The organism is Neobacillus sp. YIM B06451 (genome assembly GCF_032667185.1).
Lineage (GTDB): Bacteria > Bacillota > Bacilli > Bacillales > Cytobacillaceae > Bacillus_D.
The window spans coordinates 769,681-787,979 of the sequence record NZ_JAVFKJ010000001.1 but is presented as its reverse complement, the minus strand read 5'-3'; the positions used below and the strand labels follow the sequence as shown (position 1 = coordinate 787,979).

Sequence of the window (18,299 nt, the reverse complement as noted above, 5' to 3'; positions counted from 1 at the left end):
TTTGAATTTATCTATTGGTATAAGTGTTGGCAGCCCATGCATGGATTACCTCCCCTCCCCGAATTCTTTTTCTTAACATGTATACCCCCCTTTGCATTCAAAACTATATCTCTCCTACACTCTCCGCACTAGTAATGGAAAGGTAGATACTAAGTCCTCCGAGTATGCACATGACTGCAAGAATGTACTCCTGTTCAAAATGACTGAAATATGATAATTTCGGTAAATTCATAACTAGTATTGAGCATATAACGGTGGATATTGTTCCTCTTTTCAAAATCCCAAAGAAAAAGAGTGGTATGAAACTAATCAAGGTAATTAATAGAGAACCTGAAATCATACTACTAAAAAATGTAATCATATCGGAATTAGTTGGCTGTCCGTTAATAAAAGGAAAAATCTGATCAAGTAAATAGGTTGTCAGACCTGTTAAGATAAAGGAAATCATCGCAGCAAGAAAGACAAAAAGTGAGATAAACAGCACTTTTGCCATAAACAACTTTTTTCTGCTAATGGGGTATCCAAACGCAAGTGAAATCGTTTTATTTTTATATTCATCTATGAAAACCTGACTGATAAGGGATCCCCCAAACAAGACTAATCCCATTTGTATATTCAAATTAAGATGTTCAATGGCCGCAGCATAGCTTTGCCCCAAAACGGGCATCGCTATTTTTATTAATAACAAAGGCATAAACATAAGAATAAGCCAGTAAATGATTACTTCACTAATAACAGAAAGACGTTTTAATTTTTTCCATTCTAAACCTATTAATTTAATCAATTTTATCTCCTCCGTTTATTTGAGCATAAAAATAGTCTTCCAGGGAGCTCGTATGTTTTAGAATTTCCTCAATCCCAATATTATGGAGAATTAACAACTTGGAAATCGCGCTTTGAGAATGAGTCAAATCATATATGCGAATTCGATTTCCTTGAAGAATTTTCATATTTGAGATATTCAGTTCATGCTCAAGTAAATAAAGTGTTTTTTGTACATCTGTTGTCAATAGCTCGATGTAATCGGTGCGTTCTTTTTGAATATCTTGTAATGTTACTTCATTTACCAGCCTTCCATTATCAATGACGCCAATTCTATCCACAACCTGTTCCATTTCTCCTAAAATATGACTAGATAGAATAAATGTTATTCCGTATTCCTTGTTAAGCATTAAGATTAAATCCCTGGTATCTTTTATTCCAATCGGATCGAGGCCATTCGTAGGCTCATCTAAAATAATCAGTTCAGGCTTGGTAATAATCGCTCTCGCTATCCCAAGACGCTGCTTCATTCCTAAGGAAAATTCCTCTACACATTTTTCCTCAATCCCTTTTAAATGAACCATATCCAATGCTTGTTTTATTCCTTTTTCATCATAATATCCTATATATTCGCAATGGAGCTTCAAATTTTCTATCGCAGTTAAGTGCTCAAAAAAGATGGGATATTCAATAATACTTCCGACTCTTTTTAACATTAACTTCGAGCTTTCGGTAAGCTTTTGGCCAAATAATTCGATTTCTCCACTTGTTGGCTTCAATATTCCAGTGAGCATTTTCATAATTGTAGTTTTACCAGCGCCATTTTGACCAAGTAAACCGTAAATTTCCCCTTTATGAATCTGAAGATTAACATTGGTAACCAGTTCTTTTCCTTTTCGCTTTTTCGTAAGCCCAGTTGTTTTCACCACACTATTCATGCCGATTTCTCCTTTCCTTTATCTATTTTCATCATAAGCATCAAGAATATCTTTTTTCTTTCTCAATCCTTACAAATCTCTTAAGTTTATTATTGAAAGCAAAAAAGAGGCCGTTCTACCTGAACACCTCTCTTGGATCGTAATTAATACGTAATTCGATGGAAAACACAAGTAAACACTGTTTTTTCATAAGGGGTGCTGCTTAAGTAAATGGAACCTTTCATTACTTCTATCAGGTTTTTGGTGATACTTAATCCAAGCCCACTTCCTTGAAATTCTGGACTTCTCGCATCATCCAAAGTATATAACCGTTCAAACACCTGATCTTGGTGCACCTTGGCTATTCCTTTCCCCTTATCCCAAATATCAATCGCAATAAACTCTCCATCCTCTCGAACGGTTAAACCAAATTCTCCACCATCACTTCCATAACGGATCGCATTTGAGATAAGATTGCTTAAAACCCGATTTAATGCCTCCTCGTTTCCAAGAACGAAATAAGGTTGTTCTGGAATGTTCACTTCTACCCGAAGATTTTTCGATTGAAGCAAATCATAAAACTCAAGCACATTTTTCCTGCAAACTTCATTAATCGAAATCTTGCTTAAAGGGAACGAATAATCTCCAGAATCAAGCTTAACAAGGTCAAAAAATTGATTGAGCAGTGTGATGACATTTAGCGTTTTTTGATGAAGACGGGAAATGGCCTGGCTCCGTTCTTCCACACTCATACTGTTGTCTAAATGTAATTTTTCAACATATCCTAAAATGACAGTTAACGGGGTTTTCAAATCGTGAGACATATTAGACAGCAGTTTTCTTAAGCTTTCTTTCGTTTTTACATAGTCCGCAATAACTTGTTGATTGTAATCTAAAAGACGGTTCATTTGAATGAGGAATTGTTTAATCGTTTGGTGGTCTGTTTGTATTAACACTTTTTCAGTCGTTTTCTGTTCAAAAATATCTGATAGCTTTTTTTGTATTTCGTTCAGGCTCCTATTCATTTTTCTCCTACTATAAGATTGCACGGCAATAATGAACAGCAAAACAATTATAATGATACTTAATAAAAGGGTCATAGTTTATTCACCTAATTTATACCCTATTCCCCATATTGTCCGAATGTATTGCGGGTTGGACGGATCGACTTCTATTTTTTCCCGAAGCCTTCTAATATGGACGTTAATTACATTTTCATTGCCATAATAGTCATCTTCCCAAATTAAATGGTAAATTTGCTCCTTTGTAAACACCCTATTCTGGTTTGACATAAATAGCTTTAAAATATGAAATTCCTTTGATGTAAGATGCACGGTCTCCCCCTTTACCAGTGCCAAAAAGGTTTTTAAATCAAGAGTAAGCTCATTATAATGGAGGATAGTTGAAGTAGATTCATTCTCTGAAGGAAGATATTGTGTAGCCCTTCGAATTGCAGCATGAACCCTGGCGGTTAGTTCAACCATAGAAAAAGGCTTGCTAATATAATCGTCCGCACCAAAACCAAGACCTAACGCTTTATCTATATCACTGCCTTTTGCTGAAATGATCAAGACAGGAACTAAACTTTTTGTTCTAATCTGCTTTAGAAAATCCATCCCACTTAACTTTGGAAGCATTAAATCAAGTAAGATTAAATCCACCTCATTTTTCTTAAAAAGAGCCAATGCCTCCTCACCATCAAATGCAGTAAGTATTGTAAAATTTTCCTGTTCCAAGTAACTTTTAACCAATTTACTAATATCTCTATCATCTTCTACAAGCAGAACATTCCTTTGCACATCTTCACTTCCATTCTTTAAACTAATCTAACTAAAAAGTATAGGAAAACTCCATTTGTCATCTCAATTAACTTCGATACCTAGTTAAAAACTCCTTCTTATGTATATAAATGGTCCTAACATGAAAATTAAGCACCTATTCTTATTTCAGGATTGGATTCAGACCGAACGAAAAAACCTTGTTCATTTGCTTCGGGATAAAGCAGTAGCTTTATATAGATAAACCATTAGTATAGTTGCTTAATTTAAACTAAGAAAAAATGTAGATATGGAAGAGTTTCGTTCAGCTAATGGGGGCTTTTCAGAAGTAACAAAAAATCCCAATTTCTTAATTATAAAACTAAGAAATTGGGATTTTCTTTTGTGCTTTACTTATCATTGTAATTTCGCGTTTTTCCTGGTGGTACCCCTTTAGGTGAAAATCTATTAAAAATATTTAACAAACGGTTGGGCTTGTATCTTCTCTTTTGAGTAGGTCTTTTTTTTTTTGTGCTTGATTTAATTTTTCGTTACACACAATGATTTAATTGGGATATTTTGAATAATCATCAAATCTCTAGTCCTGCTTTCTTCCTGCGGTCCCTTAAACACCGCGCTTATTCGACCAAACTAACGCATGGAGTTGTGGCAAAGGGCGAACATTGTTCATTTCAGGATCTTCCAGCACCTTCCCCCACAGCCAGTCAAGGGAATGAAGTAACCGGCTTGAAATATCCCCTTCCTCTCCGGGATTGCTATTGCCTACTGATAGGAAAAATGGAATATGATCCCCCATGTAACAGTTATTCAACATCTTAGCAAATTCAAAGTCCGCATCATCAAATACAACAATTTTAAGTGAAAAGTTCGATTTGTAGTTCTTTAACTTGCGAATGATATCATCCAATAGTTCAAGATCCGGTTTCATACCGCTGCTAGGTGGTTTTGGAGAGATCGTTAAGTCGTTGACAAGGTAAAACCAGTCCTGCCACTTGCTTCCCTGAGTCTCCAATCCTACTTCAATATTAGATTGGTGAAGAAGTTCAATGAACTGTTTCATTGCTTCTCCAATCAAAGCTGGGTTTCCACCTGTAATCGTCACATGGTCGAAGTTATCGCCACCAAGTTCCTTGAGTTCTTGAAAGACATCCATTGGGGCCATCATTCGTATTCTTTCTTTTTCAGACCCGTCCCACGTAAAAGCGGAGTCGCACCAGGAGCATTTATAATCACACCCCGCAGTCCGGACGAACATACTCTTGCGGCCCATGACCATCCCTTCGCCCTGGATAGTCGGACCGAAGATTTCCATGACAGGTATCTTACTCATCCTCCATCCACTCCCTTCTCGCTTCCGCATAGCTGGTCGGAGTTTCATAGAGACGGACGAATTCAACCCGCGCGCCATCATATAAATTCGCGCGTTTTTTCAGCGATTCAGCCATTTTTTCATAAATCCATACGACAATGTTTTCCGCAGTTGTATTCATAGGCGGAAGTGTTTCATTCAAATATCGGTGATCCAAGAAAATTTCAATTTCATTTTTCCAAATTTCTTTAATATCACCGAAGTCAATCATCAAGCCGCGGTTGTCAACGAAACCGCTGATCCCAAAAACGGCCTTATACGTATGGCCATGAAGGTTTTTGCATTTACCCTCATAATCATGTAAATGATGAGCCGAATCAAACGTGAATTCCTTGCTGACAAGGACCCGTTTCGAATGGTACTTCAATTGGTCACGCTTAATATCTACATCAATTTTTTGCAATTTATCTACAATCCTGAATCCGTACATCATTACATCCCATTCCGTTCTGCCAGATAGTCATCCAGGCCTTTTTTCCTTAGCTTGCAGGCAGGGCATTCGCCGCAGCCGTCCGCGATGATTCCGTTATAGCACGTAAGCGTCTTTTCACGGACAAACTCGAACGCTCCCAGCTCATCGGCTAGTTTCCATGCTTCAGCCTTGTTCAGCCACATCAGCGGTGTATCAATTACAAAATCTTGATCCATCGATAGATTAAGAGTCACGTTAAGCGACTTCACAAAAATATCACGGCAGTCGGGATAACCGCTGAAATCCGTTTCACATACTCCGGTAACGATGTGTTTCGCCCCAATCTGGCTGGCCAGTACCCCGGCAAATGACATGAACAGCAAATTCCTGCCCGGCACAAACGTATTGGGCAGCCTGCCGCCTTCTCCATCCTTCACTTCAATGTCGTCCCTCGTCAACGCATTCGGGGCAAGCTGATTCAGCAGGCTCATATCAAGGATATAGTGCTCAATGCCAAGTTCATTTGCAATCGATTTAGCGCATTCAATTTCTGTAATATGCCGTTGATTGTAGTCAAACGTTACAGCGGCAACCTCGGCAAACTGCTCCATTGCCCAAAAAAGGCAAGTCGTACTATCCTGTCCCCCGCTAAACACAACGAGCGCTTTTTCACTCTTTAACATTTTCTTTCTCCTTCCAACAAAAAAACAGCACGGCTAAAGAAAGCAGTACTGTTTCCTTAGTTTTTTAAAGAGGGTAGCTAGAACCTCTACCGCCAGATAGCGGATTTGCTATTCAACATTTCATAAGTATAAACGATTTTATTAATTATTGCATGTCATTATGTCTTATCCAGACAATTTCAAATTTTGTGCTTTTACAGACGAGGAATTTAAAAAGAAAATCGTCTTGTGTATTCCAGGCTGACTCTTTAGCATCACTGTACAACTTTGATAGCTTATCCTATTACTCTGCCGCCACTTTATCAATTACCACCTGGTAATGATTGGGATTTGCCATTACAAAACACTTTTTATGTGATTATTTTAATCAACTGGATAGACTGTTTGATGGTCTGCAATAATCGTAATCACAGAATTTTTCTCATTAAACTCAACGTTTGCATCTGACGTATAATACCAAGTCTTCTGGTTTTTCCCAACGTCAAAGAGGTTCAATTCGTCTTTAAATTTGATGATTTCTTTAGAATCCTCTTCGGAAATTTTGACAGAAATGACCCACTTATCTTCTACTGAATGAATCTCATATTCATCTGTTTGATAAAAAAGTCTGCTTCCAATCGAATGGCGAATCAATAACATAATTAAACACCACCCAAATCAATCAATAAAAAGAAGGCTTCTTTTGTTGATTTTAAAGTAAGTTTGTTTTGTTCAGTTATGCGCGCACTGTCTCTTTTTCCAACAACAACATCGTTATCTAAAATTAGCTCCCCTTCAATCACAAAGACATACATCTTTCTTCCCTGTTCTTGTTGAAAGAAGATCTCTTCTCCCTCATCCAATTTGGATAAGTATAATGTAACATCACTATGAATTTTCGCTGCACCCTCTGTTGGGGTTGAAGAAACGATAGGCAACAGCTTATTCTTCAGTGAATCTACGTTATAAGAAATATCCTCATAAGAAGGAGGTAATTGCTTTTTAGAAGGTTTAAACCATAGCTGTAAAAAGCTTGCTTCCTCTTCTAAAGAAGGATTCATTTCAGAATGGAGCAAACCAGTACCAGCCGTCATACGTTGCACATTTCCAAATTTTAATATCCCACTGTTCCCCAGGCTATCTTCATGCTTTAACTGGCCATGCAATACAATCGATACAATTTCCGCTTCCCTGTGTGGATGGATGCCAAATCCTTTACCGGCTTGTACTGTGTCATCATTAAAAACTCGAAGCGGACCAAATTGGATATTTTCCTCATCATAGTACCCACCAAATGAAAAACTAAGATTACTCTCCAGCCAATCATTTTTTACAGAGTAACGAGATTCTGCCGAAAACCTCTGAATCATTTATCTCACTCCCAGATGTCTCAAATTAAGGATAAATATAGAGGAAAAAACCCAATCTGTCAATTTGAACAACCTATTCCACATTCCGTATGAGCGAAAAAACGCACATGAATCCAGGCATTTAGCTGAATTCAAATCAAAATACCACCTTGAAATAATGTGCTCGGTTTACAAGAATGATCCTTTCGCGTTTTGGAGGGTAAGTTTAAATAGTGATTAACAATTATTTAAGTATACCAATCGATTTAATAATGATCACCCGTTCCCTTTTTTGATTGCGAGGCAATTCTTTTGCCAATATATCTTTAATTCAATACAATTATAATGAATTCAAGATAATTGTATTGAATTCAATATTTTTAATAAAGGATGGATGAATCGTATGACGAAAGTTGGCATCATTGTTGGAAGTCTTCGGAAAAATTCATTTTCAAAGCAAATTGCGGATAACGCAGCATCTTTATTCCCTGAAGGATATGTTACGGAGTTTGTGGAAATCGGCCACCTGCCATTATTTAACCAGGATTTTGAAGGAGACCTAGGAACTCCTGAAGAATATACTGCATTCCGCAATACAATCAAGGAATTGGACGCAGTATTATTCGTAACACCTGAATATAACCGTTCTATCCCAGCTGCATTAAAGAATGCGCTTGATGTAGCATCCCGCCCATATGGCGAAAGTGTGTGGAATGGAAAACCTGCGGCAATCATCAGCCAATCTCCAGGTGCCCTTGCAGGATTCGGTGCAAACCATCACCTACGCCAAGTACTTACATTTTTAAATATGCCAGTTGTTCAACAACCAGAAGCATACATTGGTTCCGTACATGAATTGCTAGATGAAAATGGCAAGGTAAATGAAGGAACAGCAGAATTCCTACAAGGCTTCGTTAATGAATTCGTTGAATTAATCAAGAAATATCAATAAGCTATAAAAAGTTGGAGTTTTTGTGCAGGACATACCCTGCCAAAACTCCAACTTTTTATAAGGCCACGACCATTAATCCCTATCCAACCCCTTAAGAACCACTTCAGCCAAGTTGAATACAGAGCTGCTTGTTACTGATTTATTTAATATCTCAAGCCTGTGATAAATCTATGGCAAAATTGCTTCAGCCGCCAATTACAAGGAAGTAGACTTATCAGCAGGAAACAGAGCATACTCAAAATCCACTGTAAATGATTTGGGTACAATCACTTAGGCTGTTAATCAAAATACCAAACTAATTAAGGAAGGCAATAAGGCAATGGGTTTCAGGTAAAGAAGGAGTAATTGTTGAGGTCGGTCTATTTTAAACTATTCTTATAAGGTCGAACTGATTTATGATAACCCTTATATCTTTAGCCTTAAAATTACGAGAAACCTTATTTGCGGCGAATGCCTGGATTGATACCAAGTTAACCCATGACTTTGTAGAGCGATCCACCCTTCTAGGAGATGAAGATGCATAACGCATGGATATTTTCTGGGTAAAAAAAGAAGACAAAGTCATCTAATTAATTTAGATGGAACCTTGTCTTTAGAGTATTACTTTATTAATTCTTTATGATGTCTCACAAGATGGATTGGCAAAGGATTATTTATATAACTGTTAAACGTAATTGCTATATTCCTCATTAAATGTAGGCAGGTTGCAATCTCGTCATTCGGCTGTTGCATTTGAACTCTGAATGTATGCCGGCTTTTAAAAGGTATATTGCTGTCATGGCTAGTTACTGACATAGGAACTTTTTTATCCGTCGTTAATTTAGGTGGTATAGAAAAATACTCATTTCCATTCCTGACAAGAAATGTCCCAGTTGACGGAATGCCGTTAACCATATTCATAATAAATGGATTTCTAGACCTTTCAACGTCATACGTAACAATGTTAAATTCTAAATCATCTTCCGCATACTTTTCTGGCTTTTTATTTTTTTCGAAAACCACAACATCTGATTTATTATTCACGTTTTGTTCAATAAACAGTGTATAATCCCTATTCCCATCCTTAAGAAGGGTTTTTAGGTTCTTTTGATTCAAATAAATTAAGGATTCTTCGACCGTCATCCAATCGGTATTGGGATACTTAACCTCAATCCTTGCATTTTTCATCCGTACAAGCATGTAAAGATATTGAGGCTTGAATGCTCCCCTTTTGACTTCTAATTGATATGGGAAATAAAAGTTATATTTTGAAAAGAGCTCCCGATAATCATGAATCATTTGATTTGTCAGCCCTTTTCTTGCTAACAGGTCTGCCAAAACACTATTGATAATTGATTTTTGCTGAGATAAAGGCTTGGATTCAATAGGGTGAAAAAATTGTGTAATTCTCCCTGCTTCGTTAAAACCCTTTCGAATCGCCCTTTTAGGGTCAGCCTTTTTGTCATATTTATATTCTCCGATTTCAATAATTGAGTAAATTATCTCTTCCGGCATTACAAGCTTAGAGCTTATCTCTGCAATTCTTTTTAATTCTGGGTTAGGACTATCCATTAACAAATCCGCTACTAACTCTTTATTCCCATTCATGACCTTAATTTCAACTTTCATGGCTAATTGGTGATTATTCCGTTTATCATAAAAGTGATATTCATTGAGCGATTCTTGAATGATTTCATACCTTTTATATTTTTCATTAACATCGTTCCATTTATTAAAGGAGTGAGATATCCATTCGAGAACCTTGTTGTTTTCTGACCACACTTCAATAATTGCCTTTTCATTAATCCTTACCCTAGTATCATCAATCCAGACTGAACCCCCACGTAAAGAGGTGTTTTTCATTTCCACTATATCGGAGTTTTGGTAAGGATTTGTTAGAGAAGGAAAAGCACTTTCGAACATTTTAAAAAGGAAGTGCTTTTCATACTTTGATAACCCTGATTCCAATCGATTACTCCCATTTTTATCATCTAGCTTATAAGGAATAAAAGCAGCTAAAGGTTTATTGTTATAAAATTTACTCGGTGATTCCAATACCTTTTTCAAAAAGTTGTTATCAAAATTTATGGTGCTAAGCATTTCTTTGTTAAGTTTGGAAAAAGAAATATATACATTCCCCTCATATTCGTTAATGGGAAGCGTAAAAAGAAGGTTTTTATCGAAATCATATAGATAAATAGTCCTCTTATCTTTTCTGGGGAAGTCGAGTTTCCCTGCCTTAATTAACGGCTTGTAATTCCATCTTCTTTTTAATGAATGAAGGTGAACAATAATACCATCTGTATCCTCATTCTCCTCAAAGGAAAAGGATAAAACATAAGAAAAACATTGTTTTTGATTGATTTCTTTTTTTCCAATAAAATGCGTAGGAAATACAGGTGCTGAAATTATTTCATACTGATTTCCATCCCAGCTAATGTACCAATGTTCAGGTAATTGTAAATGCTTTTCTCCATCCCGAGATGTATATTCAAAGAAGCTCTTTTTTTCACTTTTGACAAATTGATAGCCAATATAACTTGATAAAATCATTTTCCTATGGTGAAAACCCGATACTTCATATAAAGGAAAAAGACAAGTGTTCAATTCCAAAAAGCGCAATTCTTCGGGAAAGAGCAATCCTGGATGGTCCTTCTCCAAAACAGTCTGAAGCCAATTTAAAAAACTGTAGTGGATTAAAGTCCCCGCATTTCTAGGTGCTTCATCACTTAAAAAAAGCCATGGTTCCTCCCCTTTAAAAGCCTTATCAGTGAAATTAGCACAAATAACTTTATCCGCGTAGATACCCTGCATTACTGGTCGAAAAGTCGATATTTTTTTCTCCCACTTATAACCATCCTTAAACTTATCTAAGTATTTAGAGGTCTCAGCAGGAAAATAAACGACCTTAATTTCCTTATTCCTAAAAAAAGACGTATCCAGTAGGAAACTATGAAAAATAATTTCCTTTGTTTTTGTTGTATTCATCAAAACACCTCAAGTTTTTCTAATTTTAATGCTTTCTTCAATCCCGACAAAAATTCACCGTACAATAATTCCTTAGCTTCCGGAAAATTAGATTGCTGATCCAGAATAGATACCCAAATTTTCAACATACTTGTTTGATAGGTTTCCTTTTTACCAGATTGGTTGGCATTTTCCCATGCAAATGGTGCATCCACATAAAATACATTTGCGTTTGTCTGCCCCCTAAGCAACCGACCAATCATTTGCCAAACGTTAATGAACATATACCATGCCATCATTTCTTGCTCTTCCTTGTCGAGATAAGACCACCCATTTTCATCTTCCGAAAGCATATGCTCCAATAGAATGTTTGACCTAAGCCGCACATAATTAACAGCATGATAAAAGGAATGATTTTTCTCTTTTGCAGTCTTGATATATGAAGGTACGGTTCCATTCAGGGCCTTAATAATATATTCAATATCCCCTGAAGGAATATAGGGGCGAATTAAAAAGAAAACGCTGCCGAATAAAGATTTATCCGTTCCAGGAAGTAAAATATTATAGCCGCGGTTTATTGATAATAGCGGTGCGATTAAAATATCCGCCTCAGTATCACCAAAATACTCCACTTCACCTCTGAGAACCGTATCATCAGTTTCAACGTTATCGTTGGTTAATGCCTTGACTTTATTAGGAAAATAAAGCTTAAGCTCTTCAAGGACTATTAACGCTTGTTCGTAGGAGTTGACTACAAGTAAAATTTTTCGATTCTCTGAGCCCCAATATGCCAACTGTTCTTTAATTTTTGGTACTAATTCAGCAGCCATTTTCTTGAGCATTTTTCCTTTAATTCTCTCATTTGGCTGACCTGAGATAAAAATAGGGTTACCGCTGTCATAAACTGGATAGCATTCCTGTTGAATTTTAGATTTATTTGGATGGGTCGTTTCCAATAAATAATCTAGTTCAGCATCAATATGATAATGTGTAGAACCCTCTGCAAAGCTGGTGCCAGACATAAAGACCATGGAGGGTCCCTTTTTTTTGGTGATATTTTCAAACAGAGTTGAGAAATTAATTAAAAAATGTCTTCCCATGGCTAGATAATCATAGGTCCTAAAGGTTCCGACAGAGCCTCTTTCACCACTCTGAGTTTCCCTATAAAAGTATTGGAATGAGCGGCCAGTTGCTGCATAAGGAAGAAAAGGAAGGAATCGTTTTACATTCTTAAAAACACTGGAGAGCTCCGATATTTCTTCGCCTAATATGCCCTCAACTTGATGTTTTATCTTTAACAGGTATTTAAAATGGGAATCAAAGAACACTAAATAAATATAAAACTGAATCAATAATAAAACTTTTTTTCTGCTTTCCTCATCCAATGAACTAAGAAAAGATTGCTGTTTAAATTGGAACTTATCAAGAATTAACTCAACCAATTCAACAGTCAATTTACCTTCCTGCCTCTTTTGCTCAATAGCATTTCTGGCATATATTTTAATTTCATTAATGCCTGTTAAATATTCACGGATAGATTTTTCCAAAGAAAATTCACGATTTGGCTGTATCTTCCAAATATTCGCAAATTCAATATTCTTCATCCTTATATAAAAAGGATGCGTGCTTACTTGTCCTGATGGGTTGAAAAGAACTTTTGTGATTTTGGAAAGAACTTGATGGTGACCAAACACATTATTTTTTATTTCTTTCCTAATATATGCGCTGTCCTGTATTAACTCATAAAGATAATGGGCTACTCTGCTGGTCTCATTGACATAGTGCCGCCATTCTTTAGAACTTTTGCTGGATGAATAATCATAGCGCTTGTCCAATGTATTTCTTGCAGAAAGAAACGAATTGTCAAATATCGCATCTTTGTTTCCTAGTAATACATTCTGAGATAAGAAGGAACCGTCAACAGCTTCTTGAACACTATCCGCTTCATCCACAAAAATTACATCCATCATCTCATATGCCAATTCAGCGTATGTAAAGTCATAAGGATTAACCAGGGCATGAGGCTTAGTATTGATAAACGCACTTTGTGTCCCAACCCAGACGTCTGCATCAGCAAGCTGCCTTTCAACGTTGTATTTTCCGCAACTTATAAACATTGGACAGGAATACTTTTCGTCATTTTGAAACAGCCTAATGCATGGCGGATTGTGTCCCTCTTCAGAATCAGCCAATACTTCAGCGGTGCAGCTTCCACTAAAGAATTGCAAAACATACTGTATTGATAATTGGGACAAAGGGTTCTTCTCACTCCCTTTTGCAGATTCTCTCTTTACCTTTTTGATGAAATTTTTTAAATGTACGCCCATGTTGGTTTTTCCAATGAGAGGAACTGCCTTTAAACCTGATAAATGAAGCTTATATACAAGGTCCAAAGTATCAACAACATTTACTGTCATAACAGCAGTTTTTGCTTGTAACTGTTTTAATCTAAATAATTCGAGTTGTAAAAATGTTGATTTTCCCGCCCCTACAATTCCTGCAATGTTAACTTTATCCTTGTAAATGAGTTCTTGTGATGATGGGTTCGTAGGGGTAAGTTTAAAAATATTTGCTGCAGACTTCCAATCCCTCATTCGTTTGTTTTCTTCTCCGGTATAGAGATGTTTATTGGACTCGATATATTCATTCAGTTCATTTGCGGTAATTTTCCAAGGGTTTTCATTTAACTCTAAGGCAAGATTTTCTTTAGGAATCTTCTTACGTAATTGAGGTAAGGTTACTCTCCTTTGTTCTTCATCAACGCTACAATTTGTTGAAACAAGGTGGTCAGGCACAGACCTTTTACCCCCATTATCCTGAGACATTAAATATTTTTTATTTTTCTTTTTACTGCTTTCTTCGAATGTATAAAAATATACATTAGAAACATTATCTTCTTTGAGAAAAGGTGGATAGTCAATCGGGTCAGGCAAGACTGTTTCCGGGTTAAGCAAATGTTGATAATGAGTAATTCTATCCGGGAAAGCAGAAAGACTTTTTATAGAAAAGCATCCTTCTGTATCAAATTGGTACATTCTTAAAAAGCTATCCAGCTTCATATAATCATCCACAGCATTTTTCCAGCTTGTAAAGGAAAAATTAGTACCAAAATAAATACGAACTAATTCTAAGGAAGCTTCATCGATACATTCGGGATATAAACTTTTATAATTGGGAAACATAGACCAAACGTTTTCGATTGTCGCCTTTTCACTATTAAAGTTTCTTAGAAAAGCAGAAACCGCAACCTCGACAAGTAAAATCAGTTTAAAAGTATCAGAACCATAGAGACCCTCCTCTTTTACGAGATTGTTAACCTCTCTCTCGAAAATCCCAACGGTTTCCTTTGCTACCTCAGAAAAGGATTTGAACATTTTCATTTTCCTTTCTATCCAATTTTTCTCGCTTCAGCCTTCCCCTTAGTCTAGATGAAGTACCCTTCTTAAACATTTCCTTTATCATTTTGAATGAATAAATTCTTACTTCACCGTGACCATTCTCGTGCAAAATTTGGTTAACAAAATTTATATACCGTTTGGAAGCTTTATCATTTGGAACTGCGATAATATTTGTTTTAAGGTTTCCTTTTTCTATTTCCTTGAGAAGTTCATCAGCTAATCGCTTGGGTCTGGTATAATCCTTTACATCAATATAAGCGTATTCTATGGCATCCTCATACTCTTGGCAGGCATAAATATCCCCCTTTCTTTCTAACTGGGGATATAAATCTACTTTTGCACCCAATTTTTCTAAATCATTCACCAGTTGCAATTCTTTCCTCCCTGGGATTACAGTGCTTAAAAGGATACCTTTTCTAACTCGCTTATTCTGACCATTCTCAATTCTATATTCCTTTAGTGAATGGACATCAAGCTTTTTACGACATTCTTTCTTAACACAAGAGAAGTAACCTCTGGTCTTTTCTTCTAATGTCCAACCACATGACTGGCATTTGTACACATATCCTGAAGGTATGTCCTCATAACAATTTCCCAGTATGTTAGAAAGAAAGGTTTCGAATCGATTTTTAAAACAAAATGATTCAATTGTGTATATATCTGTGATGGGATTATGTATAAGGAAAGTTCGGAATGCAGTATATTGTTGCTGCATATGTTTATATTGATAAATTTCATAAAAAGTTCTGCAGGATATTAAGGCTTCTCGTATTAATTTGGTAGAACTCTCAAGAAAAGATTCCTCTTCATTAAGCAGTTCTTCTGCCTCAGGCGTGACACCGAATTCCTCGTCAAGGATGACAAAAAACTCTTCAATATTCTCTTCTTTTAATTCCGCTTCACTAAAGTAACCCCATGTTGCAACAGGATTTTTAAGCATCCGCAAAAAATCATTAACTGACACCGGATACAGTGGCAGCGGTTTTTGCAGCATTTCAAACAGCAATCTGCGATGGAAACCGTGGAATTCCTTAGCTAATGGAGGTGCACCTACATAGTTGTAACTGCATAACTCTATATCCGTCTCTAATCTTTTTGCCCATTCAATAATTTCAACTAATTTTGGGATGATTGTCACTTTTTACACCTCATTCATCAAGTCCTGCTGTATAAAGGCTCCCCGTCGATTTAAGGAGGGAATTGACCTTTAAGTACGGTTAACGTTGGTAATGATAACGCATTTTGAAAAAGGTTGTTTTGCCAAACCCAACCAATAATTCTTCATAAGCCCTATTCACTATCAATGGTTTTGCTGACTGTTTGGCTTGTTTGAATTCCTAGGGATTCTGGAATATAACCTTCAGCTTCCAAAAGAGAATAATTGAACGGCGGTCCGCTGCCAGGAAGTTGAATGTTTGTCACAACTTGAGCGCTAGTTACAACATTGAAAGTTGACATAGGCGCCCATAAAGCAAGTTCGAATGTATTATCTTCTTTTGGATATGAAGCCAGGTCATATTCATAGGAGAGCACCTTAGTACCAGTCTTATTAACCACAGAAGATAGGATGGTCGTTGGTCTTAGTAGCTTATACATCTCATCAAGCTTTTCTGTATCACCATTTCTTAAAGCTTCCATGAACAGTTCCATTTCATCTTAAATATCCTTAACCGCTGGCTTGCGAAATTTGTAATTTTTCCATCCGGAAAGCTTGTCCGTGTATCAAGTGCTTATCCTTGAAGACGAAGGTACTGATTTTACCTTTGTCTTTTTTTATTATCGCATATTAGCCCCCCTTCGCTTCTTACAAAATCCAGTATAATCAGGTCACAGGAAAATGGCAAGCAAAAAAATTATTATTTATGGTCATTTTTTGTTTGCGTTATAAACATTAATGTTAATATTAACCAATTATCGAATTATGTTCTCTCGTTCATTTAAAGAATATTTAAAAATTATCAAGTTGAAACCAAATAGAATATCTCCTTCAATCGAAAAAACATCTCTAATAAAAACTCAATGTTTATTTTTAATTATTATGATACTTCTTAATTTCTTATAATTAATTTAAAAAAGGGTGGTTTTATTTATCTTGATATTTAAAAAGCTCTTCTAATTTGTTTGTAAAAACATGTATAAATTCCTTTTATTAATTCTCTAAGTTATACTTGTTTTAATAAAATAATAAATAGGTGATGATATGGAAGAAATTCTGTATATAGAAATTGGAAAACTTATCAAAAAAGCGAGGTTATTAAGAAATTTAACTCAACAAGAACTTAGTGAATCCATTAATATTACAAGGGCTTCTATTGCCAATATAGAACGTGGTAACCAGAAAATTTCTTTACTTACTTTATATGAAGTCGCTGAAAGTTTAAATGTATCACCAAAATCTTTACTACCTGATTTAGAAGTCTTAAACAAACCAAAGTATGATGTAGATTTATATGTAAATATTGATTCATTAAAGGACAAATTATCATCAAATGAAATTGAATGGGTCTACCAAATAATGAAAAAAACGGAATATGAAGAAGGTGTAACTAATGAGGACGAGGATAAAGATTGAGCAAATAGCAAACGAAATATTGAACAAGTTCAATATTGATGAAGTTCCTGTTCCTTTAGATAAAATAGCAGAGGGATTGAATTTATATATTCAAGAAGAAAAATTAGAGGGAGATTTATCTGGCATTTTATTAAGGAATAATAACAAGAATATTATTGGTGTAAATTCTAATCACAATGACAATAGAAGGAGATTTACTATAGCACACGAGATAGGGCATTTTTTATTACACGAAGGAAATCAAGTGCATATAGATAGAACTTTTAAAGTTAATTTTAGAGACAAAAACTCTTCGCTAGCTAATAGTGTTGAGGAAATTGAGGCAAATGCTTTTGCCGCGGCTTTACTGATGCCCGAGAAAAAACTCAAGCAATTCTATAACAAAAAGTTAAAAGAGGGTATCGATTTCGAACATAGTGATGAGTTAGAACAGATAGCAAAAACATTTAAGGTTAGCAAACAAGCTTTGATGATTAGATTATTTAAATTAGGATTAATAGATGATTTAGGAATTTAAAATTTATTTTCCATTCGTTTTTCTCTTCATCTATATTTACTTGATAATAAAAACACATTTTTAATATAGACCTATAAAAACACTCTTTTCAAATATGCACTTCTTTACAACCCCAATATTTTAAGAAAATAACCCGAACTTCTATCTACATTTTATTGTTTATTTTACAAAAGCTTTAAATTTTTTAATGCATAATTCAAAAGGCGGAGTATAATTACTTTGCCTTTTGAATTTAACGTTACTAAATCTAGAAGGAAACAATCAAGTAACAAACCACATTTCGGCATGACTGACCGTTAAATTGTACTTTCTAAAGCTTGTTTCATACGATTTGGACAAGTTCTCTATCAAACGTTGGTTACTAAAAATTATAAACTTTTGGAATAAAAATAAAGCAACCCCCAAAAAAATTAATTTGGATACTTCTCTTTTTTAATGAAAATTGAGACGATCTTTATGTAATTTTGTTGCTGCAATCATAAGTTGCTGTATTTTTAAACAGCGTAGACGGTAAATACATTTCTTCTGCTTTGAACGAAAATAACTGTTTGCTTTTAGTGCAACTTATCAAAGCAATTTTCATAAATTTACCTCCTTAAAAAGTGTAACGACTCTAACCATGAGTTAGGTATAGTTTACAAGTATTCTTTTTAGATAAATAATTC

16 protein-coding genes and 1 riboswitch are annotated in these 18,299 nt (G+C 35.5%); of the genes, 3 read left to right on the top strand and 13 right to left on the bottom strand.

All coding sequences use genetic code 11. The features are described 5' to 3' along the window. Positions 1–103: 103 nt before the first annotated feature. From RB160_RS03810 to RB160_RS03770, 9 genes are all read right to left on the bottom strand, one after another. The gene (locus tag RB160_RS03810) at positions 104–784 is read right to left on the bottom strand and encodes an ABC transporter permease (RefSeq protein WP_316568872.1); all 681 of its coding nucleotides are present in this window, start codon (positions 782–784) and stop codon (positions 104–106) included. Continuing rightward, positions 777–1,700, bottom strand: a complete 924-nt coding sequence (locus tag RB160_RS03805; protein WP_316568871.1) for an ATP-binding cassette domain-containing protein — start codon at positions 1,698–1,700, stop codon at positions 777–779. The genes RB160_RS03810 and RB160_RS03805 overlap by 8 nt, the downstream gene beginning before the upstream one ends. A gap of 143 nt (positions 1,701–1,843) precedes the next feature. Continuing rightward, positions 1,844–2,779 (bottom strand): sensor histidine kinase, encoded by a 936-nt coding sequence (locus tag RB160_RS03800; RefSeq protein WP_316568870.1) that lies wholly within the window; start codon positions 2,777–2,779, stop codon positions 1,844–1,846. Between the two features lie 3 nt (positions 2,780–2,782). Further along, positions 2,783–3,478, bottom strand: coding sequence for a response regulator transcription factor (locus RB160_RS03795; RefSeq protein WP_316568869.1), 696 nt, complete (start codon positions 3,476–3,478; stop codon positions 2,783–2,785). Positions 3,479–4,061: 583 nt separating this feature from the next. Continuing rightward, on the bottom strand, positions 4,062–4,787 hold the full coding sequence (queE, locus tag RB160_RS03790) for a 7-carboxy-7-deazaguanine synthase QueE (RefSeq protein WP_316568868.1): 726 nt from the start codon (positions 4,785–4,787) through the stop codon (positions 4,062–4,064). Then, positions 4,780–5,256 (bottom strand): 6-carboxytetrahydropterin synthase QueD, encoded by a 477-nt coding sequence (gene queD / locus RB160_RS03785; protein WP_316569052.1) that lies wholly within the window; start codon positions 5,254–5,256, stop codon positions 4,780–4,782. Before queD ends, queE begins: the two co-directional genes overlap by 8 nt. Positions 5,257–5,258: 2 nt before the next feature. After that, complete coding sequence (gene queC, locus RB160_RS03780; RefSeq protein ID WP_316568867.1) at positions 5,259–5,921, bottom strand: 7-cyano-7-deazaguanine synthase QueC; 663 nt, start codon at positions 5,919–5,921, stop codon at positions 5,259–5,261. 50 nt (positions 5,922–5,971) lie between these two features. Continuing rightward, positions 5,972–6,014, bottom strand: a riboswitch (PreQ1 riboswitch). 270 nt (positions 6,015–6,284) lie between these two features. Beyond that, positions 6,285–6,560, bottom strand: coding sequence for a hypothetical protein (locus RB160_RS03775; protein WP_316568866.1), 276 nt, complete (start codon positions 6,558–6,560; stop codon positions 6,285–6,287). Positions 6,561–6,562: 2 nt separating this feature from the next. After that, positions 6,563–7,270 (bottom strand): pirin family protein, encoded by a 708-nt coding sequence (locus RB160_RS03770; protein WP_316568865.1) that lies wholly within the window; start codon positions 7,268–7,270, stop codon positions 6,563–6,565. Between the two features lie 382 nt (positions 7,271–7,652). Here RB160_RS03770 and RB160_RS03765 point away from each other — a divergent pair, with 382 nt between their 5' ends. Continuing rightward, positions 7,653–8,201: an NADPH-dependent FMN reductase gene (locus tag RB160_RS03765; RefSeq protein WP_316568864.1), complete on the top strand. Its 549-nt coding sequence runs from the start codon at positions 7,653–7,655 to the stop codon at positions 8,199–8,201. Positions 8,202–8,801: 600 nt separating this feature from the next. Here RB160_RS03765 and RB160_RS03760 read toward each other — a convergent pair. From RB160_RS03760 to RB160_RS03745, 4 genes are all read right to left on the bottom strand, one after another. Next, the gene (locus RB160_RS03760) at positions 8,802–11,168 is read right to left on the bottom strand and encodes a hypothetical protein (protein WP_316568863.1); all 2,367 of its coding nucleotides are present in this window, start codon (positions 11,166–11,168) and stop codon (positions 8,802–8,804) included. Further along, positions 11,168–14,527, bottom strand: a complete 3,360-nt coding sequence (locus RB160_RS03755) for a pPIWI_RE_Z domain-containing protein (RefSeq protein ID WP_316568862.1) — start codon at positions 14,525–14,527, stop codon at positions 11,168–11,170. Before RB160_RS03755 ends, RB160_RS03760 begins: the two co-directional genes overlap by 1 nt. Then, positions 14,502–15,683 carry a restriction endonuclease-related protein gene (locus tag RB160_RS03750; RefSeq protein ID WP_316568861.1) on the bottom strand — a complete coding sequence of 394 codons (1,182 nt, stop codon included), beginning with the start codon at positions 15,681–15,683 and terminating at the stop codon, positions 14,502–14,504. The genes RB160_RS03755 and RB160_RS03750 overlap by 26 nt, the downstream gene beginning before the upstream one ends. A 152-nt stretch (positions 15,684–15,835) precedes the next feature. After that, entirely contained in the window at positions 15,836–16,195 is a 360-nt protein-coding gene (locus tag RB160_RS03745; RefSeq protein ID WP_316568860.1) for a hypothetical protein, read from the bottom strand. Between the two features lie 550 nt (positions 16,196–16,745). Between RB160_RS03745 and RB160_RS03740 the strand changes: the two genes are divergently transcribed. Together RB160_RS03740 and RB160_RS03735 are read left to right on the top strand one after the other, a co-directional pair. Then, the gene (locus tag RB160_RS03740) at positions 16,746–17,117 is read left to right on the top strand and encodes a helix-turn-helix domain-containing protein (RefSeq protein WP_316568859.1); all 372 of its coding nucleotides are present in this window, start codon (positions 16,746–16,748) and stop codon (positions 17,115–17,117) included. Then, positions 17,095–17,634: an ImmA/IrrE family metallo-endopeptidase gene (locus RB160_RS03735; RefSeq protein WP_316568858.1), complete on the top strand. Its 540-nt coding sequence runs from the start codon at positions 17,095–17,097 to the stop codon at positions 17,632–17,634. The genes RB160_RS03740 and RB160_RS03735 overlap by 23 nt, the downstream gene beginning before the upstream one ends. Positions 17,635–18,299 lie beyond the last annotated feature (665 nt).